Source organism: Pseudomonas sp. SDO5271_S396, from assembly GCF_054071795.1.
In genome coordinates this window covers 1-23,861 of sequence record NZ_JBSVWB010000069.1, presented here as the reverse complement: position 1 = coordinate 23,861, position 23,861 = coordinate 1, and the positions used below count along the sequence as shown (strand labels likewise).

Below are 23,861 nucleotides of genomic sequence, written 5' to 3'. Positions count from 1 at the left end.
CGATCTGGCGAGTATTCTCGCCTAAAAGGGTGTCCGGTTTCATTAGACCACTACATGATCAATCAGCGCCGGAGTGGGGCATGGCTGAGGCATCAATTTAATAGAGTGCCGATGTCCGGAATGTGGGGTCAAGTCCACTTCGATGATCCGATAGAACCCCGGCATCGCCTCCAATCGGTCAAATTCCACTGTACGAATTTCCGTAAGAATAAAACGGGCCGGCGGGGTTTATCCAGTGGCGGTTTTTTCCTAAAGTGCGCCACAGCACACGCAGAGTCGCCCACGGGAGCTCGTACCAGAGTGGCCACGAATGGACTGTAGGGCATTAGCTTAAGTGCCGGCAGGCAAAACGCAGATAGCTAATCGCGGGATTTTTTTAAGCCAAAGTGGCGCCGATTGGTCAGCGAGTTTTGTCAGAAATTTGCTATAGGTATAACCGAACAGACGCCTACTATTACCCACCTCGCCGCCTGGCGAGGCGCCATTATCCAGGAGACCCTAACCCTCTTACCTTACCTGTACACCTGAATAAACCGAACTTCGCTGCGAACTGAATTCAATTTAGCGCCTCACTGTGCGCGTCATTTGAGAAGACCGATGAATACAATTCCTAAGTTGGCTGCTGTGCTTATTTGCACATTCCCTATCTTCGCCCACGCTTCCGATGGCGCCGAAGCCTTGGAACGCTTTCACGAAAGAACCCGGGCGATGTTCGCCAGGCAACTTGAAGACACCCAGCAACAACCAGCTCAACAACAAGATGTTAGTAAACAGGAAGTCAGCAAACAGGAAGTCAGCAAACAGGAAAAGGAAAAGAAACAGGCCCCCGGCATAAATCCATTCAACGACAGACTTCCCAGCCACTAACACTATTATTCCATACACTATGAGTTAGGATGATCCTGTGCGCGTCAATTCAGCCAGCATTCCCGTAATCATCACCACCGCGCTGTTGCTCAGTGCTTGCAACCAAAAACCCAACCCGCCCACCACCAACAGTGCCCCAGTCGTCGAGGCCAAACACGTCAGCCTGCAGAAGGTCATGACCTGGGACAGCTTCAATGGTCGGGTTAGCGCCGTGGAAACCGTGGCCATCCTGCCACGGGTGGATGGTTATATAACTCAAGTGGGCTACCGCGAGGGTAGCGAGGTGAAAAAGGGCGACCTGCTATTCGTGATCGACCAGCGTCCCTACCGCTCCGCGCTGGACAGCGCCCGAGCCCAACTAGAACGGGCCCGCGCCGCGCTGGCCTTCGCCGACCAGCAGGACGGACGGGCCCAACAACTGCTCAAGAGCAATGCGGTATCCCGAGAAGAAGCTGAGCAGAAGCATACCGCCCACGAGCTAGGTCTGGCGGAGGTGCACGCCGCCGAGGCGGCGGTGGCCAATGCCACGCTGAACCTGCAGTTCACCGAGGTGCGCGCTCCCATCGATGGCCGCACCAGCCGAGCCCAGTTGACCCTTGGCAACTTGGCCGTAGCAAATCAGTCGGTACTGACATCATTGGTGTCGCAAAATCCGGTACATGTCGATTTCGACCCTGACGAACACAGTTACCTCAACTATCAGCAGGCGCTGAAAAACTCTGGAAAGGCCTCAGTGAGGATTGGCCTGGCCAACAGCGAAGACTTCCCGTACCAAGGCGAGCTGAGCTTTATCGACAACCAGGTCAATGCGAGCACTGGTACGGTACATGCCCGCGCGACAGTAAACAATGCCGATCGCCTACTAATTCCGGGCCTGTACGCCAGGGTGCAACTGTCCGTTGGTGAGCCTGCAGTGGCCATGCTAATCCCCGACCGTGCGATCCTGACCGACCAGGACAAGCATTATGTTTACGTCTTAGGCAGGGACAACACGGCGGAAAAACGTTATGTCAAAACCGGAAATCTGATCGACCGGCAACGCGTCATCACAGCTGACCTAGAACCCGACGACAGCGTAATCGTCTCCGGCCTGCAGAACATCCATGCCAGCGGCACGACCGTCATACCCCATGTCATGCCAGCAGACAAAAGCGAACTCAACATTCCCAGCTTCGCGCCAAGCGCTAAGTAACAGTCAAGGGTTCCAGCCATGGACTTTTCCAAGTTTTTCATCGACAGGCCGATCTTCGCGATAGTCCTGTCGATCATCATTTTTGCCGCGGGCTTGGTGGCAATTCCGCTGTTGCCGGTGGGTGAATACCCCGAAGTGGTGCCCGCCACCGTGGTAGTGAAGGCCACCTACCCTGGTGCCAATCCCAAGGAAATTGCCGACTCGGTCGCCGTGCCCCTCGAAGAGGCGATCACCGGCGTAGAAGACATGATCTACATGAAGTCCGTCTCCAGCTCCAACGGCACCCTGCAGGTGGTCGCCACCTTCAATGCCAAGGTCGATCCGGATACCGCCGCGGTGCGGGTGCAGAACCGCGTCAGCCAGGCACTGTCGCGCCTGCCCGAGTCAGTGCGCCAGTATGGTGTCACTACCCAAAAACAGTCGCCGACGCCACTGATGTACATCGACTTGTTCTCGAACAGCGACAAGTATGATGAATTATACCTACGCAACTACCTGCGCCTAAATGTCAGGGACGAACTGTCGCGCATCCCCGGCATCGGCGATGTGATGCTCTTTGGTGGCGGCGACTATGCAATGCGCATCTGGCTGGATCCGAACAAACTGGCCGCGCGCGACCTCACTGCGCAGGACGCAATTAACGCGGTCCGCCAGCAGAATGTGCAGGTTTCTGCCGGTCAGCTGGGCGCTGAACCATCGCCGCAGGATAACGAATTCCTGATTTCCATCAACGTCCAGGGACGCCTCAAGACCGAGAAGGAATTCGGCGACGTCATAATCAAGACCGGCAGCGACGGCCAGGTTACCCGGCTCTCGGATGTGGCACGAGTGCAGCTGGATTCGGGCGATTACACGATGCGCGTGTTCCGCGGCAAGGAACAGGAAGTAGCGGTAGGCATCTTCCTCACCCCAGGTGCCAATGCCCTCGAAGTGGCCAGTGCGGTGTACACCAAACTCGATAGCCTGTCCAAGGACTTTCCCGAAGGTGTGCAGTACAAGAGCGTCTGGGACCCCACGGTGTTTGTGCGCGAGTCGATCAACTCCGTGCAGCATACCCTGCTCGAAGCAATGATGCTGATCGTGCTGGTGGTGGTACTGTTCCTGCAGACCTGGCGGGCATCGATAATCCCACTAATTGCGGTACCGGTGTCGATCGTAGGTACATTCGCGTTCCTTTATCTGCTGGGATATTCGATCAACACGCTGACGCTGTTCGGGTTGGTGCTGGCGGTCGGCATCGTAGTTGACGATGCCATCGTGGTAGTAGAGAACGTCGAACGTAACATTGAATTGGGCTTCAAGCCACTAAAGGCGGCCCACCAGGCTATGCGCGAAGTTTCGGGACCGATCCTAGCCATCGGGCTGGTGTTGTGTGCGGTGTTCGTTCCGATGGCGTTCATGAGCGGTGTCACCGGTCAGTTTTACAAGCAGTTCGCCGTGACCATCGCAATTTCGACGGTGATCTCTACGATCAATTCGTTGACCTTGTCGCCGGCACTCGCAGCCAAGCTGCTACGTGGCCATGACGTACCACCGGACCGCCTGACGCGCTGGATGAACGTTGCCCTGGGCTGGCTGCTGCACCCGTTCAACCGTTTCTTCAACCGCAGTTCGCACCGCTATGAGGGCTGCATTGCTCGAATCCTGCCACGGCGCGGACTGGTGTTCGCGATCTATGCTGTATTGCTGCTCGCAACCGGTGCGCTGTTCAACGCAATCCCCAGCGGCTTCATCCCGAACCAGGACAAGCTTTACCTATTCGCTGGCGCCACGCTCCCTCCAGGGGCTTCGCTGGCCCGCTCTGAAGCGGTCGCCCGTGAAATGGCGGAAATAGCCTCGACCGTCGACGGGGTAGACTTTACCAAATCCAGCGTTGGCATGAATGCGATACAAAGCACCACAACGCCCAACCTAGTGTCTTCCTATATATTGCTCAAGCCGTTCTCGGAGCGTAAGCGTACTGCGGAGGACATCAATGCCGAACTCAACCGAAAGTTCGCTCAGATCAAGGACGGCAGTGCCTATGCACTGTTGCCGCCACCGATCGAGGGCCTCGGCAACGGCTCGGGCTATTCGTTGTTTCTGATAGACCGCGGCGGACTTGGTTATGCGGCCCTACAGAAAGCACTGGAGGCATTCCAAGCAGAGGTGAGCAGGACGCCGGGAATGACCTTTCCAGTTAGTTCCTATCAGTCGAACATTCCGCAACTTGAAGTAAAGCTGGACCGCACCAAGGCGCAGGCTCAGGGGGTGGAGTTGACCGCAATCTTCGAGACCCTGCAAACCTATCTGGGCTCGGTCTACGTCAACGACTTCAACATACTCGGTCGCGTGTATCGGGTAGTGGCACAAGCTGACAGCCGCTTCCGCCAGACCCCAGCCGACATCGGTAACTTGCGGGTGCGCAATGTGCACGGGGAGATGGTACCGATCAGCGCCGTTGTCGATATCGTACCAACATTTGGCCCCGATCCAGTGATGCGTTACAACGGCTTTCCCGCAGCGGACCTGATCGGTGACGCCGACCCCCACGTATTGTCCTCCGGTGAAGTCATCGAGAAGCTGCAGGAGATCGCCGCGCTTACGCTGCCCAAAGGCATTGAACTGGAGTGGACCGACCTGAGCTACCAGCAGGTGAACCAGCGCAACACAGCAGTGATCGTTTTCCCAATTGCGGTGCTGCTGGCCTTCTTGGTATTGGCTGCTCTCTATGAGAGCTGGACGTTACCGCTCGCGGTGATCCTGATCGTACCGGTCTGTATGTTCGCGGCTCTCAGCGGCGTCTGGCTGGTGGGCGGTGACAACAACGTCTTCGTACAGGTGGGTCTGTTGGTGCTAATGGGCTTAGCCTGCAAGAACGCCATCCTGATCGTCGAGTTCGCCCGCGAACTGGAGATGCAGGGTCAGAACACCGTTGCCGCAGCGCTGCAGGCCTGTAACCTGCGCCTGCGACCGATCGTAATGACCTCGGTGGCCTTCATCGCCGGCGCCGTCCCCCTGCTGGTCAGCAGCGGTGCCGGCAGCGAGGTACGCCATGTCACCGGTGTCACGGTGTTCTGCGGCATGCTCGGGGTGACACTATTCGGCCTGTTCCTGACGCCGGTATTCTACGTGGTGCTGCGCAAGCTTGGCGCCACCCTGCCCGACCATCCTTCCAACCTGACGCCATATCCCGAGGAGGAACCGAGCCATGGCTAAGAAGCATAGCGTCCTGCCGCTGCTGCTGGTCCTGCTGCAGAGCTGCACGGTGGGACCCAACTTTCACCGGCCCAAGCTTCCGGAGCTACCCAATGCCTTTGCCCACGAGGACAATTCGACTAAAGTGCAGGCACCGACCACCGCAGCCGACGATGCATTCTGGCAGCGCTTTGCCGACCCGCAGCTCTCGGGGTTGGTAAAGGCCGCACTAGCGGCCAACCCCGACCTGCGCACGGCCCTGGCCCACTACGATGCGGCCAATGCGTTGCTGCGCGAGGTCCGATTCGACGAGATTCCCACGGTCACCATGACGGCCCAGGCCGGTCATCAGCGAGTCAGCAAAGACGAGGCCAATGACGCGGCCCGCAGCCATGATCTCTATGGCAACAAAAGTTCGCTAACCTGGGAACTGGACCTGCTAGGGCGGGTACGCCGCTCGGTGGAATCACAACGCTCCGAGGTCGCGGCCCGGGCCAACGAACTGCAAGCCATGCAGGTCACTGTGGTCAGCGACGTGGCCAACAGCTATATCGACCTACGGGCCGCGCAGAAAATGCTCAGACTCTCTAGGGCCAATGCCGACAGCCAGCGGCAGACGCTGGCTATCGTGCAGGGCCGGCTGGATGCCGGGCGCAGCTCGACCTACGACCTGTCCCGGACCCAGGCACAACTGGAGACCACGCTGTCGCGCATCCCGCAGTTGCAGGCGCGGATTGCGGTGGATCGCCACCGCCTGGCGGTACTTGCCGGGCTGACACCGACAGCGCCGGATGCGCAGTTGCAGCAAGACAGCGACATGCCAGCGATCCCGGAGGATATCGAGCCCGGCACCCCTGCTGAGATCATCCGGCGCCGACCGGATGTCGCCGCCGCCGAGCACCGGTTGCACGCCGCCACCGCGCGGGTCGGCGTGGCCACCGCCGACCTTTTCCCCCGCGTCAGCCTTGGGGCGGCCCTAGGCACTTACGCGTTCCACGGTGGTGGCCTATATGCCGCTGGCAGCGAATCGAACCTAGCGTTGCTGGGCATCGACTGGTCGTTCCTCGATGTCGGCCGGGTCAGGAGCCGTATCGCCGCCGCCGATGCAGAGGCCGCCGCCCAACTGGCCAGCTACCAGAAGACCGTGCTGGGGGCGCTGGAGGATGTCGACAATGCCCAGGCGCGGTTTGCCAGAAACAAGGAGGAAAATGCCCGGCGCCTAAGCGCGGCGAACGATTGGAAAACCGCCGCGACTCTCTCCAACGCCCGCTACCAAGCCGGTGCCATCGAGTTGTTCGAGTTGCTGGATGTACAGCGTTCGATGTACGACGCCCAGCTCTCGCAAGCCGATAGCCAGGCTCGCAGCACTTCCAGCGCCGTGGACCTGTTCGTCGCCCTAGCCGGCGGCTGGCCGCAGTACCTGCCAAGCCAGCACTGACCCACCGGCTCTGCGTGCGATACCCAACTACCGAACGCAGCAGCTGCCGTTATAGCCCACTGGCCACTTTCCTCGAACCAGGATCGTGGCCTTATGAGCACCCTGCCAGCCCCCTTGGGCCCCCTTCAGCACTAAGCAAATACAGGCCGGATTCCTGTTCGCCGCGCCCCACCCATCGTGTAGGTGTCACAGGAACTGGTACTGCGGCGCGCGACATCCAAGCAGCCGCATTGCTGCTCAAGGGCCAGAACACGCCCACTAAAAGCCTCTGGCCGAGAAAACCGGATACGCTGCAAGGCTAACGCTAGACCCACCTGTCCGATCTTCAGTTGCATCGTTTTCCCGAAGCTCGCAACTCATCCTGCTCAAGGCTGATCAGACGCGTGCAGGGAACGTTGCGGGACACACCCCTGCCAGCGGTGGACCTCAGCGCCCTGGCCACGACGATCAATCACTACGGCGACGCCATACTCAAAGTGTTTAAATCAAAGCTGGTGGCGTTCTGGGACGAGCCGGTGCCCGAATCTGCCCGCAATGTCCCAGGATCGGATACCTGGCTGCCTGACTGGGGCAGGCATTCGTCAGCAGTGTCAAGCCGCTGCGCGGCTCTCTCCAACCTGCAGTTCGCTGTCATGTACGGCAACTGCGGCTATCCCAACACCCAGGCCTTCAGGCCAGTTAACTATCGCCCAAGGCACTGGTCAGAGAGAATCAGGTGATGCGCAATAGCCTGCTCGGCCTGCACCTAACTCGTGCCAGAATTCAACACAAAAGCAGTCAGTCAAACCATTGAAACCGGACAATCAGTCGGGTACCCACGCCGTCGTGCACAAGTACCTTCATCCGATTGGCGCGGCGATTGGCGAACAGATAAACGCAGTGTGGCTTCGCAGCCCCGAATACGGCGACCACGCGGGCAAGGGCTGTGTCCGTACCGGCGCGCATGTCCATGGGTTCGGTGGCGAGCCAGATGGCGTCGATGCGGATCATCGGGAGAGGCTGCTGATGAAGCGGGCGCAGCCGTCCGGGTCGGAGGTCGGCCAGTTCACAGTGAATGTTCGCTGCCCGGAGGAAATATCGATGCGGGCTACATCCTGCCGAGCAGGCGTCGCCGCAGCGGTCTCAAGTTTCAACGATACAAATGCAGGCAAGGCGCAAGCCTGCTGGTCACGATAGATAGGTATCCACTTGCGAACCAGATTAGAGTTGATGCCGTGCCGCAGTGCCACGCTGGCAATGGATACATCGGGGCCCAGGCATTCCTGGACAAATTGGGCCTTGAAGGGTCTGGGATAAGGGGTGCGCTGACGCGTGGTGTTCCTTGAATTAAGGGCGATGGTGTCCACGTATTTTGAACTGACCCCACAAAGCTGGACGTTTACCCATCTATGCCTGAGCGGCCTGAGTTCTGTATTCAACAGGACTCAGGCCGTTTAGCTTCAGTCTGATACGCGAGTGATTGTAATACTGGATGTACTCGTCGATGCCAGCGTGAAGCTCATCAAGGTCGTTAAATTTATTCAGATAAAAAAATTCTGACTTCAGTGTGCCGAAAAAACTCTCCATGGCCGCATTGTCGTAGCAGTTACCCTTGCGCGACATGCTCGGCGTCACGGAGCTTTTTTTGAGAGCCCGCAGGTAAATGGGCATTCGATACTGCCAGCCCTGGTCTGAGTGCAAAACCGGTTTTTCATGCGGCTGAAGTCGCTTGAATGCACCTTTGAGCATCTTCCCGACCATATCGAACAGCGGCCTTCTGGCAACCTCATAGGAAATGATTTCGCCGTTGTACAGATCCAAAACGGGCGACAGATAAAGCTTCTGGCCTCCAACTTTGAACTCTGTAACGTCGGTTACCCACTTTTGATTGGGTGACGGAGCTTCGAACTCACGCTTCAAAAGATTTGGCGCTGCCTTGCCTACCTCACCCTTGTAGGCTCGGTATTTCTTCACGCGCACCAAGCTCTTTAGTTGAAGCTGCGCCATCAGTCGCTGAACCGTCTTGTGATTGACGAGATGACCAGCGCTTCGTACCGCAGCCGTTATCCGGCGGTAGCCATACCGGCCCTTATGCTCATCGAACGTCGAACGAATCTTGTCTTTCAGCTCAGCGTGCTTATCAGCCGCTTGCAGCGCCTTTTGCTGATAGTAAAAGGTGCTGCGTGCCAAACCGGCGAACTTCAGCAGGCTTTCGAGAGAGTGCCGCGGCCTCAGTCCAATTACGATTCGCGCTTTTTCTGCTGCGCTACTCGTTTCTTCTCCTGAACCAAGGCATCGAGCTTTTTTAGGTAGTCGTTTTCCATCCGCAACTGCTTTACCTCGGCAAGCAGATCATCGCGTGAGCGCGACTCATCATCGGGTGAGTCGGGTTGAACAGGAGGAATGGTGGTTGGCATTTTTTTCGGACGTCCGGCTCTATTAGGCTGCTTGGTAAGGGCATCAAAACCGCCCTCATCATAGCGGCGCTCCCAGAGGCCGATGATGCCGAACCTGCGGATGTCGAACAAGGCCGCCGTCTGCCGATAGGACAGCTGTTCCTTACGCATACGTTTCAAAACAGACAGTTTGAAGTCGTTGCTATAGCGCTGCAGCTTTTTCTGTTTCAGCCCGGCAGCGCCATGCACCTGATAGGCCGCAACCCACTGGCGAAGGGATGAAAAATCCACATTGTGACGGTGTGCCACATCCCTCAAACCCGCGCCACCGGAACAATAGTCCTGCACCGCTACCAGTTTTACTTGCTCTGTGTATTTACCCATGACCCCCCCAAAGGTTGTGTCCAATCTTTGGGGGTCAGTTCATTTTTTAGGTGGACACCATCGCCTTTGGCGTCGGGGCCAGGAAGGTGAGTTGGCCGGGCGCTTACGCGGCAGCGTACTAAATAGACCATTTACCTTATACAAACGTGTGGATTGAAATCAATCGCATGACTTATCTGCATTAATTAACTGCTTTGACATATGAAATTTCGGGAGTTACTGGAGCCACAGCAAACGTCTAGGCTTGAAATCCAGCAGCTCTTTAGCGCGCAAATTTGAGGCACCACGAATTGCTTCATTGTAGAATAAAGCTTCTGAGCCAACGGTGCGCAAGGCTTGTTCTGCTGTTATGGAGCCAGGTAATGGCGCTCCCACCCACTTACTGAACGCCGGTAGCCACTCACTAACTGGGAGTGGGTTATCATCGACGATATTGTATACTCCGCACTCACTGTGTAGCGCTGCCACGGTCGCTTCGATTGCATCATCCAGGTGAACAAATGACCACACACCGTTCCCTCGGCCGATGATCACCGACTCACCCTTCCTCGCTTGCTCTGCAATAGCGCCTGTCGGGTGGTACCAAGTACCAGGTCCGTAGAAGAATCCGTACCGCAGCACTACCCCGGTCAGAGCTTGGCTTGCCAAAATCTCGTCTTCATATGCCTGAAAGGTTCTTGCACTTTCTCCAACGACGCCAGGTGCATCAATGCACAACTTGGCGTCTTCAGCAGCTAACTCGCCTTCTGCCGCTTGGAGATAGAACCCGCGCGATTGCATGATGTAACGCTTAACCCCAAACTCTTCAGCTGCAGAGAGCAAATTCTTCCCACCTATTTGATGCAGCCGAGTGTCATTCGGCATGTACTTAATGAGTTCGGCAGGATCTGCAGGGAGGAGAGTCAATTGGTCAATGACTACGTCAGGCTTGGCGTCCCGGATAGCGTCACGCACTGATTCCGTGTTAAATACATCAGCGACGACGGGTTTTGCGCCGATCCCTCGAAGAATATCTACCCCAGCACCTGCTCGGGTGATGCCAGTAACTTCATGACCAGCTGCGCAAAGCAGCCGAGTCAGTGGGACACCTACAGCGCCAGTTGCTCCAGCGATCAAGATTTTCATAGTTCGTATCCTCAGTGATGGTCCAGCAAGGCTTGCGGTATGTTCCGGAAGCTAATAGCCATTCTGTTGTAGGAATTCATCAAGCTGACAGCGATTGTGAGATCCACCAGCTCACGCTCCTCAAACACTTTCCTTACTGCAACATATGCAGAGTCAGAAACCCCCGTGTCTGCGACCTTAGTGACCTGCTCAGCCCACGCTAGAGCTGCTTGCTCACGGGTGTCGAAAAGATTACCTGCCTCAGTCCACGCTTGGACTAACGCTATTTTTTCGACCTTAACGCTTTTTTTGATCAGGTCGCGGGTATGCATATCCAAGCAGTAAGCGCAGTTGTTGATTTGCGAAACGCGCAGATAGACCAGATCAACAAGTACCTCATCCAAGCCACTTTGCATGACGTAGCCGTAGACACTGCCCAGCGCTTTCACTCCTGCAGGGGCGAGTTGGTTGTAGTCGAGCCGCCTAGTCATGAGGTTACTCCTCACCCTGGTTTTTAACGGGGGTTGTGAGCGCTTTGTCATTGGAGTCAACGACGAATACCGCAAGTAGTTTGGCCGGTTCGGTCTTGCTTGCGTTCCGGCTCACAGGATGACGCGAGCCTGGATTTTCAAACCAGCTTTCGCCTGCTTTAAAGATCTGTTTAGGTCCGTCATTCACCTGCGACTCGATCGACCCCGACACTACGTAGGCGTAGATGAAAGCGGATTTCGCATGAACATGGGATGGCGAGGCAGCTCCTGGGGCGTATTCAACCTCAACTGCGACCAGCGATTTTCCTGGAATATTCGGTATGGCGTGCTCAAAGTTTGGCTTCACCACTTCACTCTGGCCATGCGCTTGAGCCGACATCGCGCTTATGAGCAAAACGCCACTGAAAAGAGCAACTGTGAGATTGAAATGCTTCATTATTGCGTCCTCATGGACTGGGTGGAAGCTCAGTATTCACACTAGCTGGTGTATGAAAAAGCCCCAAAAAAGCATTATTTTTTTGTACCACGCCGACCTCCCAGGTCTAACGGAACGGAACGCATGACTCTAAATTTTCAGCTCGACCGAACCATACGCACACCACTGACCGAGCAAATCCAGCGATCAATCACAAAAGCCATTGAGTCAGGAGTATTGTCTCCAGGTGCACGGCTTCCCTCTTGGGTTGACCTAGCAGCGCAGCTTGGGGTGTCGCGAGGCACAGTGCGCGCTGCGTATGAAATGCTAATGGATGCACAGTTGGTGGTTGCATCCAGAAGTGCTGGAACGAGGGTTTCTGATCGCCCGGCTATTCTTTTGAAGGAAACTATACAGCCGCCCGATACAGGGTTCATGGAACTCTACAAGGAGTTTACGGCAGGTCCGGCCATCTTCCAGTTAGGTGTTCCGGCTCATGAAACCGTACCTGCGAAGCTGTTCAGTCAAATTCGGTCCCATGCAATGCACTCAGAGCGTCGCGGTTCGGCCCTGTACCCGGATCCACGCGGTGAGTTCGAATTACGACGGGTGATCGCGGCATACCTTGCCATTGCTCGAGGCATCGAGTGTCTTCCATCTCAGATCATCATTACCAACGGCTTTGCCGGGGGGTTAGGTTTGGCATTACAAGCGCTGGATCTAAGAGGCCGTAGCGCCTGGATTGAGGACCCATGTTTCCCATTTTCTCGAAAAGGTTTAGAGCTTGCCGGTCTTAAGCCCATTGCCATCCCAGTAGATTCGGAAGGCCTAGATGTCGAACAGGCGAGGAAGCTCGAAAGTGATGTCGCATTGGCGCTATTGACCCCTGGCCAGCAGGCTCCTTTGGGTATGACGCTTTCCTTAGCTAGACGCCTGAGTCTGCTGAGGTGGGCAACAGAATCTGGTGGTTGGATCATTGAAGATGACTACCTAAGCGAGCTGCAGCTGGAGAGCCGAGCCGCTTCTGCGCTCGCTTCGCTGGACCGCGATGGCCGTGTCATTCACATCGGCTCCTTCAGCAAAACGTTGAGCCCAACGATTCGCTTGGGATTCGTGGTAGCGCCTCCAACTTTGGCTCCGAGATTGAGTGAAATTGCTACATGTCTTAGCCCAGCACCAGGACCCGCCGTCCAGCTCGCCACGGCGAAATTCATCCACCAAGGCCATTACCTCCGACATCTGCGTCGGGCCAAAAGGCTTTACTGCACCCAAAGAGATGAGCTGCTGAAAACAATTGCCAACAGCGACGTACGTGCTGAGATCTCCACCGCAGGCTTAGCTGTGCTACTGAAACTGCCAACAGGGTCTCCAGATCTTAAAATCGCTCGGGAGGCATCAATCTTTGGGATGTCTCCAGGAGCCCTTAGCCCTTGGTACTCATGTCCAGAGCGTGCTGAGGCAGCTTTAATGCTCGGCATTACAACCAGCTCGAACCGACACTTAAAAGTGTCTTGCGATCGACTCAGTGAACTCATTCGTCGCCACACTTGAGCTCACGTTCATTCCGATAGCGACCATAATGGGTCGTTGGCCATAAGCGTGGTCACCCAATCGGTAAACGCACGAACTCTAGCAGAGAGATGCCGGGTGTAAGGGTACACTATCGATATAGGCATGCTAGTCATATGCCAGTCAGCCAGCACTCTTACCAGGGCCCCAGTATTGAAGTGAGGGACGGCCTCAGCGGTGGGGAGAAATGCGATACCCAGTCCCGCGACGGCTGCGGCGGCTGTTGCGCTGCCATTGTTGAAATACATGGATGGTTGGTGATCTAGGGTGAAGCTTTCGTCTCCCCGCGTAAGAGTTGGGATAAAACGCTTATCTGTCGCCGGAAACTTGAAGCCCAAGTGCTTGTGATGTGGCAACTCTGCCGGACTCTGGATAGGACCAACGCCAGCTAAGTATGTTGGAGAGGCGCAAAAACAGAATCTCATCTGCCCAATCGCGCGAGATACGAGATCCTGGTCCATAATCATTCCAGCTCGGATGGCGCAGTCTACGCCTTCTTGGACCAAATCGACGACACGTTCGCTACAGCCTATATCGAGGCGAATCTCGGGAAACTCTGAAGCGAAATTCGAGAGTGCAGGGATTAAGAAGAAGATCCCAACGGGAGACGCCATCTCGACACGCACTCGGCCCCTCACGACATATCGGCTCTGTGATGTCGACGCCTCCAGTTCGTCTACATCGTCTATCACCGCTCGCGCTCTTACGTAGTAGGCAGCACCCTCTGGTGTCGAGGATACCTTTCGGGTGGTGCGGTGCAAGAGCTTGACACCAAGCAGAGTTTCCAGGGCCAGCACCTGACCCGAAATGGTCGTCTTGGCAAGGGACAAGGAGTCTGCTGCTCCACTGAAGCTTCCAACCTCTATTATGCGGCAGAACGCTCGCATCGCTGCCAGTCGATCTAGCGCCATTGTCTGTCCATCCGTACAAATAAAACGATTTTACCTAGTTTATCCGAGATCATGGTTTTACTAAACTTTCCCTATGCCATCGATGTGGCGGATAACTGGAGTATATTATGAGCAACAAACGTATCAATTACTATGAAGCTGCCCCTCAGGCAATGAAAGCCATGATGGGTCTGGAAAAGGCGGTCTCCCAATCTATACTGCCAGCGTCGTTGCGAGAATTGGTTCGGATTCGCGCTTCGCAGATCAACAGCTGCGCCTACTGCATCGATATGCACACTGCCGATGCTTCGAAAGCAGGTGAAACCACACGCCGCCTGATGGCAGTGAGTGCCTGGAAAGAGACTCCTTTCTTCGATGCCCGCGAGCGCGCTGCACTGCTGTGGACCGAAACACTCACCCTTGTCGCGGAAAAGCATGCGCCCGACGAGATTTACGATGAGGTGGCCGCTCACTTCAACGAGCAGGAGTTGTCAGAGTTGACGTTTGTGATTGCAGCTATCAACGCTTGGAACCGTTTCGGCGTCGGCTTCGCCATGCAGCCGAAGTAATACCCTCTCCAAAATTTAGGGTGTTTGGTAGTTCACGATAACTTTCCTTCCTGCCAATAGCTATCAAACACTTTCTATAACATAATTTTTTTGATTTTGCGTACTTCTGTGAGCAAAATTTTTATTGAGTTATTATGCAAATTATTGCTAAAACATTCGCTGTTATTGTCTTGGCGCTGCCAGTGTTTGCACACGCATCAGACGGTGCAGAAGCCGCAGAGCGCTTCAAAGAGCAAAACAAAGCCACTTTCGCTCAACACGCGAAAGTTCGGGCGGATCGCGAAAAGCGTGAACTGAAAGTTTCTAAAGAATTGACCAAGAATGCTAGCAGCGCAAGCAGCCAGCGTGAAGGAAGCTCTGCTGAGTAATTTTAAATTTTTGATCACCCTATCGATGTAAAAAAGGAAAACTCCGTGCGTGCCTCCTCAGTCGCAGCTACTAGTTTAGCTGCCACTTTTCTGCTTATCAGTGGTTGTAATAAAGAAGCTGAATCAAAACTACTAGCAGCCTCTCCGGCTGTTGATGTGGTCAGCGTAACCGTCCAGCAAGTAAAACCATGGGATAAATTTAATGGCCGTGTTGGAGCTGTGGAGACGGTTTCGATCCTCCCTCACGTCAGTGGTTATATCACTAAGGTCGCGTACCAAGAAGGAAGCGAAGTAAAAAAAGGGGACCTTCTTTTCATCGTTGACCAGCGACCATATCGAGCCGCATTGGCCAGTGCCCAAGCTCGATTGGAGCAGTCCCGCGCCTCCCTCGCTTTTGCGAAGCAGCAGAATCATCGAGCTCAACAGCTCGTCAAAACTAATGCCATTTCCACGGAAGAAGCTGAGCAGAAGCTTGCAGCCTATGAGCAAGGCGTCGCAGAAGTGCATGCTGCTGAAGCCGCAGTAACAACTGCAACCTTGGATCTTGAGTTCACCGAGGTCCGTTCGCCTATTAACGGGCGCACGAGCCGAGCACAGCTGACAGTAGGGAATTTGGCGGTCGCCGACCAGTCAGTTTTAACGTCTGTAGTTTCTCAAGACCCTGTCTATGTTTATTTTGATCCAGATGAGCAGAGCTTCTTGAGTTACCAGAAGCGGCTTAAAGCGTCTCAGACAACCAGCGTGCGCATTGGTCTGACAAGCGATGAGAACTACCCGTATGAAGGCGACCTCACGTTTGTCGATAATCAAGTTGATTCCGCCACCGGTACTATCCGAGCCCGAGCGACTTTGAAAAATCCAGACAGAATGTTGACACCTGGCCTTTACGCCAAAGTCGAGCTTTCCGTTGGCGGCTCTGAAGAGATGGCGTTGGTGCCCGAGCGAGCGATCTTGAGTGATCAAGATAAGAAATACGTCTATACATTGAGCGACGACAATAAAGCCGAGAAGCGCTATGTCGAGCTTGGAAAGCTAGTTGGGCATAAGCGTGTTATCACCGCCGGTCTAGAAAAGACTGATCGAGTGGTGGTTTCCGGCCTTCAACAGATTTATGCAACCGGAACACCTGTCTCTCCCAATTTACCTGGTCCCGAAAATATCGGCATAAAAATTTCTAGTGCCAACGAAAGCTCGAAATAAACTGCAAAGGCCAGCCCCATGGATTTCTCAAAATTCTTTATTGACAGGCCAATCTTCGCGATTGTCCTGTCGATCGTTATTTTCGCAGCTGGGTTGATAGCAATCCCGCTGTTGCCGGTTGGCGAATACCCAGAAGTTGTTCCGCCGACCGTGGTGGTCAAGGCGACATATCCAGGTGCTAACCCCAAAGAGATCGCGGAATCGGTGGCGGTGCCGCTGGAGGAAGCCATCAATGGTGTGGAGGACATGGTGTACCTGAAATCGGTTGCCAGTTCCGATGGCACGCTGCAGGTTGTCGTCACCTTCAATTCAAAGGTGGACCCTGACACGGCCGCTGTGCGCGTCCAGAACAGGGTAAGCCAGGCTCTTTCACGTCTGCCCGAATCGGTGCGCCAATACGGCATAACTACGCAGAAACAATCTCCGACACCGCTAATGTACGTGGACATGTATTCCAGCAGTGAGAAATACGACGCTCTGTATCTGCGAAATTATCTCCGCCTACATGTGAAGGATGAGCTGGCTCGTATCCCGGGGATTGGCGATGTTGTGCTTTATGGCTCCGGTGATTATGCAATGCGGATCTGGCTTGATCCAAATAAGCTCGCAACACGCGGCATCACTGCTCAAGACGCGATCAATGCCATTCGCCAGCAGAACGTCCAGGTCTCAGCGGGGCAACTCGGTGCTGAACCTTCTCCACAAAATACGGATTTTCTGATTTCCATCAACGTCCAGGGCAGGCTGAAAACGGAGCAGGAGTTTTCCGATATCGTCCTGAAATCAGGACGTGATGGCCAGATTTCTCGGCTCTCCGATGTCGCACGTATTCAAGTGGATTCTGGCGATTACACGATGCGAGTATTCCGGGGGAAAAATGAAGAGGTTGCAGTCGGAATATTCTTGACGCCTGGAGCTAACGCAATTGACGTCGCCAACAAGGTCTACTCGAAACTTGACGCGTTGTCGAAAGACTTCCCAGAGGGGGTCAAATACGTGAGTGTTTGGGACCCAACTTTGTTCGTACGCGACTCGATTAGCGCGGTACAGCACACGCTGTTCGAGGCCATGATCCTGATCGTTTTGGTAGTAGTAATCTTCCTGCAAACGTGGCGAGCCTCGATCATTCCATTGATCGCTGTGCCTGTGTCGATCGTTGGCACCTTCGCCTTCTTGTACCTGTTCGGCTACTCAATTAACACACTCACACTGTTTGGCATGGTTTTGGCGATTGGCATCGTCGTCGACGACGCAATCGTGGTAGTCGAAAACGTTGAGCGAAATATCGAGCTTGGCCAGACGCCGCTACAAGCCGCGCACCAAGCTATGCGGGAGGTTTCGGGTCCGATTCTGGCGATCGGCCTAGTTCTGTGTGCAGTCTTCATACCCATGGCATTCATGAGCGGAGTGACAGGCCAGTTCTACAAGCAGTTCGCTGTCACCATCGCAATTTCAACGGTGATATCGACGGTCAACTCCCTGACCCTTTCCCCAGCACTCGCAGCCAAGCTGTTGCGCCATCACGATAGCCCGAAAGATAGGCTGACCCGATGGATGGATTTTTCTTTGGGTTGGCTGCTGCGGCCGTTCAATCGATTTTTCAATCACAGCTCGGAGCGTTATGAGAGCAGCATCGCCAGGTTGCTTCCGCGCAAAGGACCAGTTTTCGTTGTTTACGCCGCACTTTTAGGTGTGACTGGACTGCTCTTCAACACAATCCCGACTGGCTTCATTCCCAATCAGGACAAGCTTTATCTCTTTGCAGGTGCGACTCTACCTCCCGGAGCATCGCTCTCTCGCTCTGACGCTGTGGCCCGAGAGATGGCTGCAATCGCTATGACTGTTGATGGAGTGGACTATGCCAACTCGTATGTTGGCTCCAACGCGCTGCAGAATACTGCAACGCCGAACCTGGTAACGTCCTATGTCCTCCTCAAGCCTTTCAGTGAGCGCACACGAAGCGCAGAGGACATCAACGCGGAACTGAACACAAAGTTTGCAGCGATCAAAGACGGTGCCGCCTATGCGCTATTGCCCCCGCCAATCCAGGGTTTAGGTAATGGTTCGGGATATTCGCTGTTCCTGACGGACCGTGGTGGCCTAGGGTATGCCGCGCTGCAGGAGGCGCTGGATAAATTTCAAGCTGAAGTAGCTAGCACTCCGGGCATGACTTTCCCAGTCAGTTCCTACCAATCCAATATCCCTCAATTGGAGGTGAAGGTTGATCGCGTTAAAGCTCAAGCTCAGGGCTTAGAGCTGCCTGCAATTTTTGACACTCTTCAGACCTATCTGGGATCCGTTTACGTAAATGACTTCAACATGTTTGGACGGGTCTACCGCGTCGTTGCTCAGGCCGATTCCAGCTTCCGACAAACCGCTGAAGACGTCGGTAACCTTCGCGTTCGTAATGCTCAAGGGGGCATGGTGCCACTGAGCGCAGTAGTTAATATTTCCTCGACGTTTGGGCCCGACCCGGTCATGCGCTTCAACGGTTTCCCCGCAGCTGATTTGATTGGCGATGCAGATCCCAAAGTCATGTCATCCGGCGACGTTATCAAGAAGCTTGAAGAAATCGCCGTTCGCACCTTACCTCGAGGCATCGACCTAGAGTGGACGGACCTCAGCTATCAGCAAGTAACCCAGAGCAACACAGCCATCATTGTGTTCCCCATTGCAGTATTGCTTGCATTCCTGGTGCTGGCTGCACTATACGAAAGCTGGACGTTGCCATTAGCAGTCATTCTGATTGTGCCGGTCTGTATGTTCGCTGCACTTGTAGGCGTCTGGCTTGCGGGTGGAGATAACAACGTCTTCGTCCAAGTCGGCCTAGTAGTACTAATGGGGCTGGCATGCAAGAACGCGATTTTGATCGTCGAATTTGCTCGCGAGCTGGAAATGCAGGGACGTGGGACCATCGAAGCGGCGCTAGAAGCATGTCGACTGCGCTTGCGACCCATCGTCATGACATCGATCGCGTTCATTGCCGGCACCGTACCGCTCTTAATCGGGGCCGGAGCAGGTAGCGAAGTTCGTCACGCGACAGGCGTAACTGTTTTCGGTGGGATGCTGGGTGTGACCATTTTCGGCCTTTTCCTGACCCCAGTGTTCTATGTGGCGATGAGGAAGCTTGGTGCAACTATTCCTGACCACCCATCAAGCATGGCGGCACATGAGAAGGAGAGCCTCACTCATGGTTAATCTCAAAAGCTACTCACTCCCAGTGCTGTTAGTGTTGTTAGCCGGATGCACCGTGGGGCCAGATTTCTCCCGGCCCGAAACTACTGCTTTGCCACAGTCCTTTACAAATATAAGCGGTCCGAACGTGGCCTCGCGCGATGAGGCCGCAGACTACCAGTTCTGGAGGCAATTCAATGACCCCCAGTTGACTGAACTGGTGGAGCAAGCTTTGTCTCAGAACTACGACCTTCGCACGGCGTTAGCGAACTTTGATGCGGCAAATGCTCTATTACGCGCCGCCAAGTTTGACCATATACCAACCGTCACAATGTCAGCAGATGCGGGGCATCAGCGACTGAGCTCAGATGAAGCCAACGGGACCTCCCGCAGTAATGATGTTTACTCCCACAAAGCCTCACTTAGTTGGGAGCTAGATTTCTTTGGCCGAGTAAGGCGGTCATTGGAGTCGAAGCGATCGGAGGTGGAAGCCAAGGCGAGTGATCTCAAGGCAATTCAGGTCGTGGTGGTAAGCAATGTAGCCACGACTTATATAGATTTGCGTGCGGCCCAACGGATGCTCGAACTGTCGAAGGCTAACGCAGTAAGTCAGCGACAAACTTTGGATATCGTTAAGGGACGGTTGGATGCAGGGCGGGGATCATCTTACGAGCTGTCTAGAGCGCAGGCTCAGTTGGATACTACCCTTGCGCGCATTCCACAGTTCGAGGTGAAAATCGCCATCGATAAGCACAGGCTTGCAGTTCTGACTGGTATGAGTCCTGCTTCGTATGATTCGTTATTGCCAGGTGAGGCTGCTATGCCGTCAGTGCCTGAGGCAATAAAAGCAGATACCCCAGCGAACGTCATCCGCAGGCGTCCTGACGTCGCTTCGGCCGAACATACTCTACACGCCGCTACAGCACAGATCGGGGTAACCACTGCCGATCTGTTCCCAAGGGTTACCCTAGGAGCCGCTATCGGTACGTATGCTTTTAACGGAAGTTCGCTCTACTCTAACTCCGCAGAGTCCAACCTAACCTTGCTTGGTATTGACTGGTCGTTTCTCGACGCGGGGCGAGTGAAGAGTCGAATCGAGGCCGCGGACGCTGAAGCAGCCGGTCGGCTGGCGAATTACCAACAAACCGTGTTGATGGCTCTTGAGGACGTGGAAAATGCAATCGTAGGCTTCTCACGGATTAAGGATGAAGATGCCCGCTTGACTAGCGCTGCCGTTGAATTGAAACGGGCCTCGGATCTCGCTGGTGACAAATATCGGGCTGGCGCTATCGAATTATCCGAGCGATTGGATGTTCAGCGTGAGCTATACAGCGCACAAATAGAGCAGACCTCCAGTCAGGCGAGGAATGCAGCTGCTGCAGTGAATTTGTTCATCTCGATAGCTGGAGGTTGGTCTTGGAACGTCAAAAAGAGCTAGTGTCACTGATGTAAACCAGTATGCAGCCCGGGTGCGTCGACACCATTCCGGGCTGCAGTCCACGTATCCTTAGCCGCGCGTGCGCCTACACTTGATATAAGGCTTTCATTAACTTCAATTGAATCGCCTCGGTTTTTTTAGATATGCTGCAAGCTCATTGCACTGTCCCCCCGACATTATAGACATTTCTAGCCTACGCTTTGAGCATAGGAGGAAGTTTAGAGCGCTTAACGATTCATGCCGGAATTCAAAGCAGAAGCCGTCAGGCAAGTCATTGAACGCAGATATTCCGTTGCGGAAACGTAACCGTCTGGCCAACTCACCTCTCAGCACGCAGACCAGCTCAGAAAAAAACGGGTGGAAAACAAAGCCTTGCCCGCAGGTATACCCATTGAATAAGCCTGTATCTGACGTAGCTCATGCAGAGCCTGCCAGCGGGTCGCAATCGACGATGGCTTCATTGTATACTTCTACTCCGCATACCCTTTGAGCTACAGGAACATCAGCATGACTGTACTCCAAACGATCTACTGGCAGCCTACGCCGCCTTAGCGCTACGCCCCCCCCTCACAACAACCTGCTTCCTCTAGCCTCGCTCGCGGTTGCGCACGGATGTACGCCTGGTTTACACCTTAAGCACACAGCAAAAAAATCCTCAAAATTTGAATTTGTATCGATTCGCTCGCCATTCCCTTGGCGTGCGCGATGCAATGCCTTGGACATTTCTATGCTGCAAAAACTTAGACAAACGTGGTTTTCCAACGTCCGTGCCGACGTGCTCGCGGGGCTGCTGGTCGCACTCTCGCCGATCCCGGAAGCCATCGCCTTTTCCATCATCGCCGGGGTAGATCCCAAAGTCGGTCTATACGCCTCCTTCTGTATCTGTGCTGTCATCGCCTTTGTCGGAGGGCGCCCCGGAATGATCTCTGGGACGACAGGCGCCATGGCACTGCTAATGGTTACGCTTGTAAAAGAACATGGACACCTATACCTGCAGGCCGCGACTCTACTATGTGGCGTACTACAAATCCTTGCCGCCGACCCGAAGCTTGGCTCGTTGATACACTTTGTTTGACGCTCGGTAGTCACCGGGGTCGTAAACGCATTGGCGATCCTGATGTTTATAGAGCAATTGCCTGAGCCGACCAATGTCACCTGGCACGTCTATGCCATGACCGTAGCGGGGCTCGGGATCATCTACCTATTCCCATAAGTACCGAAGAGCGGCAAGCTGATTCCGTCACCGTTGGTATGCATCCTGGCCCTGACTGCCATTGCGATTTATCTGGGGTTGGATATCGGCACTGCCGGTGACATGGGCCCACTGCCTGACACGCTCCCGATCTTCCTCTAGCCTGAAGTTCCGCTGAATTTGGAAACCCTGCGTATCACTTTCCCGTACTCGGCTGTTGGCAGTAGTGGGTCTACTCGAATCAATGATGACCGCGAACATCGTCGACGACCTGACCGATACCACCAGCAACAAAAACCGCGAATGCAAAGGCCAGGGTGTGGCCAACATCGCCGCAGGCATGCTCGGCGGAATGGCGGGTTGCGCGATGATCGGCCAGTCGATCATCGACGTGAAATTTGGTGGCCGCCCCCTTCTCTCGACATAGTGTGCCGGCGTTTTCCTGCTGCTGATGGTGGTATTTCTTGGCGAATGGCTCTCCAAAATCCCTATGGCGGCACTCGTTGCAGTAATGATCATGGTGTCCATCAGCTCCTTTAGCTGGGACTCTTTGCGCAATCTGAAAGAGCATCCGCTGTCGACCAACCCGCCATGGTGGCGGCCGTCGTGGTTGTCGTGCCCACTAACAACCTCGCCTACGGCGTACTGGTAGGTGCGTTGCTAGCTTCGCTGTTCTTCGCAAACAAGGTCGGGCACTACCTGGATATCAAGAGCACTCTGGAAGAGATGAAATCGCATCGGACTTACCACGTCGTAGGCCAAGTGTTCTTTAACTCTGCGGACAAGTTCACTGAAGTTTTTGACTTCAAAGAAGCGCTCAACAATGTCACCATCGATCTCACACAGGCGCATTTCTGGGATATCACCGCCGTCGCAGCGCTGGATAAGCTCGTGATCAAGTTCCGACGCAAAGGCGCTGAGGTAGAACTGCTCGGTCTTAATGAAGCCAGCGTAACAATCGTTGACCGCTTCGGCGTGCATGACGAGCCCGGTGCCATCAACAAGCTTATAAGCCGCTAAAGAGAAGAACAATGCCCCACGTAATGGCCTGCATTGATAACTCGCAATCCTCATCGGCGGTCTGCGATTACGCAGCATGGGCCTCGCAACGACTCAGCGCTCCCTGACGTTGCTTAATGTGCTGGATAAGGAGAAGTATGCTGCATCCACTGACCTTACCGGCAACATAGGTCTCGGTGGCATTTGAGGGCAACGCTGCAGGCAACAAGCCCCTACAAATGCTTGCTTCAAGCCCGCTGTGCGAAGGCCTGCCAATTCGTCTCGCCATGGTTGGAACGGATTCTGAAGACAACAGGACGCGCGGGAGAAAGCACGAACCACGCTTGCCTCTTCTGGCTCGCTAGTGTATTCGAGATTCGCCCAGGCGAAGTAGAGTCGACATTGCATCCGTATCAGGCAGAGCACGGCATTGACCTCTTGGTCATGGGGCGTACGGGTACTCACGGATCAGGCAGTTTCTGATAGGCAGCGCGACCACGACGATGCTGCGTACATCCACCGTACCCGTATCGCTGCTTCGCTGAGCCAGTTCCACTGGCCAAAGTATTTCCAGGGCTGCGGAAATACCGCGGCCACCCTGACGATGACTAACTGATTTTGTCGTAACGAGACCACATGCAACTCATAACTGAAATTGTTTACCCCCAGCTGAAATCCAAGCAGGACAGAGTATTCCGTCGACATGCATCTCGCAGCATCGTGATGCGGGGTGAACAGATCCTGTTGCTGTTCACCAAGCGCTATAACGACTTCAGCTTTCCTAGAGGCAGCCTTGATGGTGACGAGGACATGTCACAGGCCTGAAGCGCGAGCGTGAGGAAGAGTTTGGTGCTCGTGAAATACAGGTGCTCCAGCGCTACGGTTAAATCGAGGATGTGCCGTCCTACTGGAAGCCACAGTACGATCTGATGCAAATGACCTCGGATTATTATCAATGCGAAGTAGGGGGGGGGGGGGGGGGGGGGGGGGGGGGGGGGGGGGGGGGGGGGGGGGGGGGG

Annotated in this window: 17 protein-coding genes and 3 pseudogenes; 13 read left to right on the top strand and 7 right to left on the bottom strand. The window is 54.8% G+C overall.

The features are described from left to right. Nucleotides 1–597 precede the first annotated feature (597 nt). Genes ACW9IN_RS28115 through ACW9IN_RS28100 form a run of 4 tightly spaced genes read left to right on the top strand, consistent with a single transcriptional unit; the run spans nt 598 to nt 6,674 of the window. The gene (locus ACW9IN_RS28115) at nt 598–867 is read left to right on the top strand and encodes a hypothetical protein (RefSeq protein WP_016978933.1); all 270 of its coding nucleotides are present in this window, start codon (nt 598–600) and stop codon (nt 865–867) included. Between the two features lie 37 nt (nt 868–904). After that, nucleotides 905–2,059, top strand: coding sequence for an efflux RND transporter periplasmic adaptor subunit (locus ACW9IN_RS28110; RefSeq protein WP_016978934.1), 1,155 nt, complete (start codon nt 905–907; stop codon nt 2,057–2,059). 18 nt (nt 2,060–2,077) lie between these two features. Further along, on the top strand, nt 2,078–5,257 hold the full coding sequence (locus ACW9IN_RS28105; protein ID WP_016978935.1) for an efflux RND transporter permease subunit: 3,180 nt from the start codon (nt 2,078–2,080) through the stop codon (nt 5,255–5,257). Then, nucleotides 5,250–6,674, top strand: coding sequence for an efflux transporter outer membrane subunit (locus tag ACW9IN_RS28100; protein WP_016978936.1), 1,425 nt, complete (start codon nt 5,250–5,252; stop codon nt 6,672–6,674). The genes ACW9IN_RS28105 and ACW9IN_RS28100 overlap by 8 nt, the downstream gene beginning before the upstream one ends. Nucleotides 6,675–7,451: 777 nt before the next feature. On the opposite strand, the gene tnpB is transcribed toward ACW9IN_RS28100, so the two are convergent. From tnpB to ACW9IN_RS28070, 6 genes are all read right to left on the bottom strand, one after another. Continuing rightward, entirely contained in the window at nt 7,452–7,664 is a 213-nt protein-coding gene (tnpB, locus tag ACW9IN_RS28095; protein WP_016978937.1) for an IS66 family insertion sequence element accessory protein TnpB, read from the bottom strand. Beyond that, nucleotides 7,661–8,020, bottom strand: a complete 360-nt coding sequence (tnpA, locus tag ACW9IN_RS28090; protein ID WP_157787154.1) for an IS66-like element accessory protein TnpA — start codon at nt 8,018–8,020, stop codon at nt 7,661–7,663. Before tnpA ends, tnpB begins: the two co-directional genes overlap by 4 nt. A gap of 40 nt (nt 8,021–8,060) precedes the next feature. After that, nucleotides 8,061–9,433 (bottom strand): IS3 family transposase gene (locus tag ACW9IN_RS28085; protein ID WP_085984534.1). Its coding sequence is split into 2 segments (ribosomal slippage): nt 8,061–8,962 and nt 8,962–9,433, totalling 1,374 coding nucleotides; the frame shifts between segments, so codons are not numbered across the junction. 216 nt (nt 9,434–9,649) lie between these two features. Next, the gene (locus ACW9IN_RS28080) at nt 9,650–10,558 is read right to left on the bottom strand and encodes an NAD-dependent epimerase/dehydratase family protein (RefSeq protein WP_016978940.1); all 909 of its coding nucleotides are present in this window, start codon (nt 10,556–10,558) and stop codon (nt 9,650–9,652) included. Nucleotides 10,559–10,569: 11 nt separating this feature from the next. After that, nucleotides 10,570–11,028 carry a carboxymuconolactone decarboxylase family protein gene (locus tag ACW9IN_RS28075; protein WP_016970281.1) on the bottom strand — a complete coding sequence of 153 codons (459 nt, stop codon included), beginning with the start codon at nt 11,026–11,028 and terminating at the stop codon, nt 10,570–10,572. 4 nt (nt 11,029–11,032) lie between these two features. Further along, nucleotides 11,033–11,464 carry a cupin domain-containing protein gene (locus ACW9IN_RS28070; protein ID WP_016970280.1) on the bottom strand — a complete coding sequence of 144 codons (432 nt, stop codon included), beginning with the start codon at nt 11,462–11,464 and terminating at the stop codon, nt 11,033–11,035. Between the two features lie 123 nt (nt 11,465–11,587). On the opposite strand from ACW9IN_RS28070, the gene pdxR reads away from it, so the two are divergent. Then, a complete protein-coding gene (gene pdxR, locus ACW9IN_RS28065) occupies nt 11,588–12,994 on the top strand; it encodes a MocR-like pyridoxine biosynthesis transcription factor PdxR (protein ID WP_025999953.1) in 1,407 nt (468 codons plus the stop codon). Between the two features lie 8 nt (nt 12,995–13,002). Here pdxR and ACW9IN_RS28060 read toward each other — a convergent pair whose 3' ends face one another. Next, the gene (locus tag ACW9IN_RS28060) at nt 13,003–13,899 is read right to left on the bottom strand and encodes a LysR family transcriptional regulator (protein WP_231124428.1); all 897 of its coding nucleotides are present in this window, start codon (nt 13,897–13,899) and stop codon (nt 13,003–13,005) included. 131 nt (nt 13,900–14,030) lie between these two features. Between ACW9IN_RS28060 and ACW9IN_RS28055 the strand changes: the two genes are divergently transcribed. The 8 genes and pseudogenes from ACW9IN_RS28055 to ACW9IN_RS28020 all read left to right on the top strand — a co-directional run. Then, a complete protein-coding gene (locus ACW9IN_RS28055; protein WP_016970277.1) occupies nt 14,031–14,471 on the top strand; it encodes a carboxymuconolactone decarboxylase family protein in 441 nt (146 codons plus the stop codon). Nucleotides 14,472–14,605: 134 nt separating this feature from the next. Next, a complete protein-coding gene (locus tag ACW9IN_RS28050) occupies nt 14,606–14,839 on the top strand; it encodes a hypothetical protein (protein WP_016978941.1) in 234 nt (77 codons plus the stop codon). Between the two features lie 45 nt (nt 14,840–14,884). Further along, nucleotides 14,885–16,039 (top strand): efflux RND transporter periplasmic adaptor subunit, encoded by a 1,155-nt coding sequence (locus ACW9IN_RS28045; protein ID WP_177061934.1) that lies wholly within the window; start codon nt 14,885–14,887, stop codon nt 16,037–16,039. Between the two features lie 18 nt (nt 16,040–16,057). Continuing rightward, a complete protein-coding gene (locus tag ACW9IN_RS28040; protein ID WP_016978943.1) occupies nt 16,058–19,237 on the top strand; it encodes an efflux RND transporter permease subunit in 3,180 nt (1,059 codons plus the stop codon). After that, a complete protein-coding gene (locus ACW9IN_RS28035) occupies nt 19,230–20,651 on the top strand; it encodes an efflux transporter outer membrane subunit (protein WP_016978944.1) in 1,422 nt (473 codons plus the stop codon). Before ACW9IN_RS28040 ends, ACW9IN_RS28035 begins: the two co-directional genes overlap by 8 nt. Before the next feature lie 727 nt (nt 20,652–21,378). Next, a pseudogene (locus ACW9IN_RS28030) lies at nt 21,379–22,863 on the top strand (SulP family inorganic anion transporter). 11 nt (nt 22,864–22,874) lie between these two features. Next, nucleotides 22,875–23,387 (top strand): annotated as a pseudogene (locus tag ACW9IN_RS28025) (universal stress protein). Between the two features lie 91 nt (nt 23,388–23,478). After that, nucleotides 23,479–23,861: pseudogene (locus ACW9IN_RS28020) on the top strand (NUDIX hydrolase); the annotation flags it as partial.

Excerpts from the sequence above, each read along its gene's own strand:
- ACW9IN_RS28100 (WP_016978936.1), top strand. The coding sequence starts at position 5,250 with ATGGCTAAGAAGCATAGCGTCCTGCCGCTGCTGCTGGTCCTGCTGCAG.
- ACW9IN_RS28035 (WP_016978944.1), top strand. The coding sequence starts at position 19,230 with ATGGTTAATCTCAAAAGCTACTCACTCCCAGTGCTGTTAGTGTTGTTA.
- pdxR (WP_025999953.1), top strand. The coding sequence starts at position 11,588 with ATGACTCTAAATTTTCAGCTCGACCGAACCATACGCACACCACTGACC.
- ACW9IN_RS28075 (WP_016970281.1), bottom strand. The coding sequence starts at position 11,028 with ATGACTAGGCGGCTCGACTACAACCAACTCGCCCCTGCAGGAGTGAAA.
- ACW9IN_RS28115 (WP_016978933.1), top strand. The coding sequence starts at position 598 with ATGAATACAATTCCTAAGTTGGCTGCTGTGCTTATTTGCACATTCCCT.
- tnpB (WP_016978937.1), bottom strand. The coding sequence starts at position 7,664 with ATGATCCGCATCGACGCCATCTGGCTCGCCACCGAACCCATGGACATG.
- ACW9IN_RS28105 (WP_016978935.1), top strand. The coding sequence starts at position 2,078 with ATGGACTTTTCCAAGTTTTTCATCGACAGGCCGATCTTCGCGATAGTC.
- ACW9IN_RS28055 (WP_016970277.1), top strand. The coding sequence starts at position 14,031 with ATGAGCAACAAACGTATCAATTACTATGAAGCTGCCCCTCAGGCAATG.
- ACW9IN_RS28040 (WP_016978943.1), top strand. The coding sequence starts at position 16,058 with ATGGATTTCTCAAAATTCTTTATTGACAGGCCAATCTTCGCGATTGTC.
- ACW9IN_RS28070 (WP_016970280.1), bottom strand. The coding sequence starts at position 11,464 with ATGAAGCATTTCAATCTCACAGTTGCTCTTTTCAGTGGCGTTTTGCTC.
- ACW9IN_RS28080 (WP_016978940.1), bottom strand. The coding sequence starts at position 10,558 with ATGAAAATCTTGATCGCTGGAGCAACTGGCGCTGTAGGTGTCCCACTG.
- ACW9IN_RS28050 (WP_016978941.1), top strand. The coding sequence starts at position 14,606 with ATGCAAATTATTGCTAAAACATTCGCTGTTATTGTCTTGGCGCTGCCA.
- ACW9IN_RS28060 (WP_231124428.1), bottom strand. The coding sequence starts at position 13,899 with ATGCGAGCGTTCTGCCGCATAATAGAGGTTGGAAGCTTCAGTGGAGCA.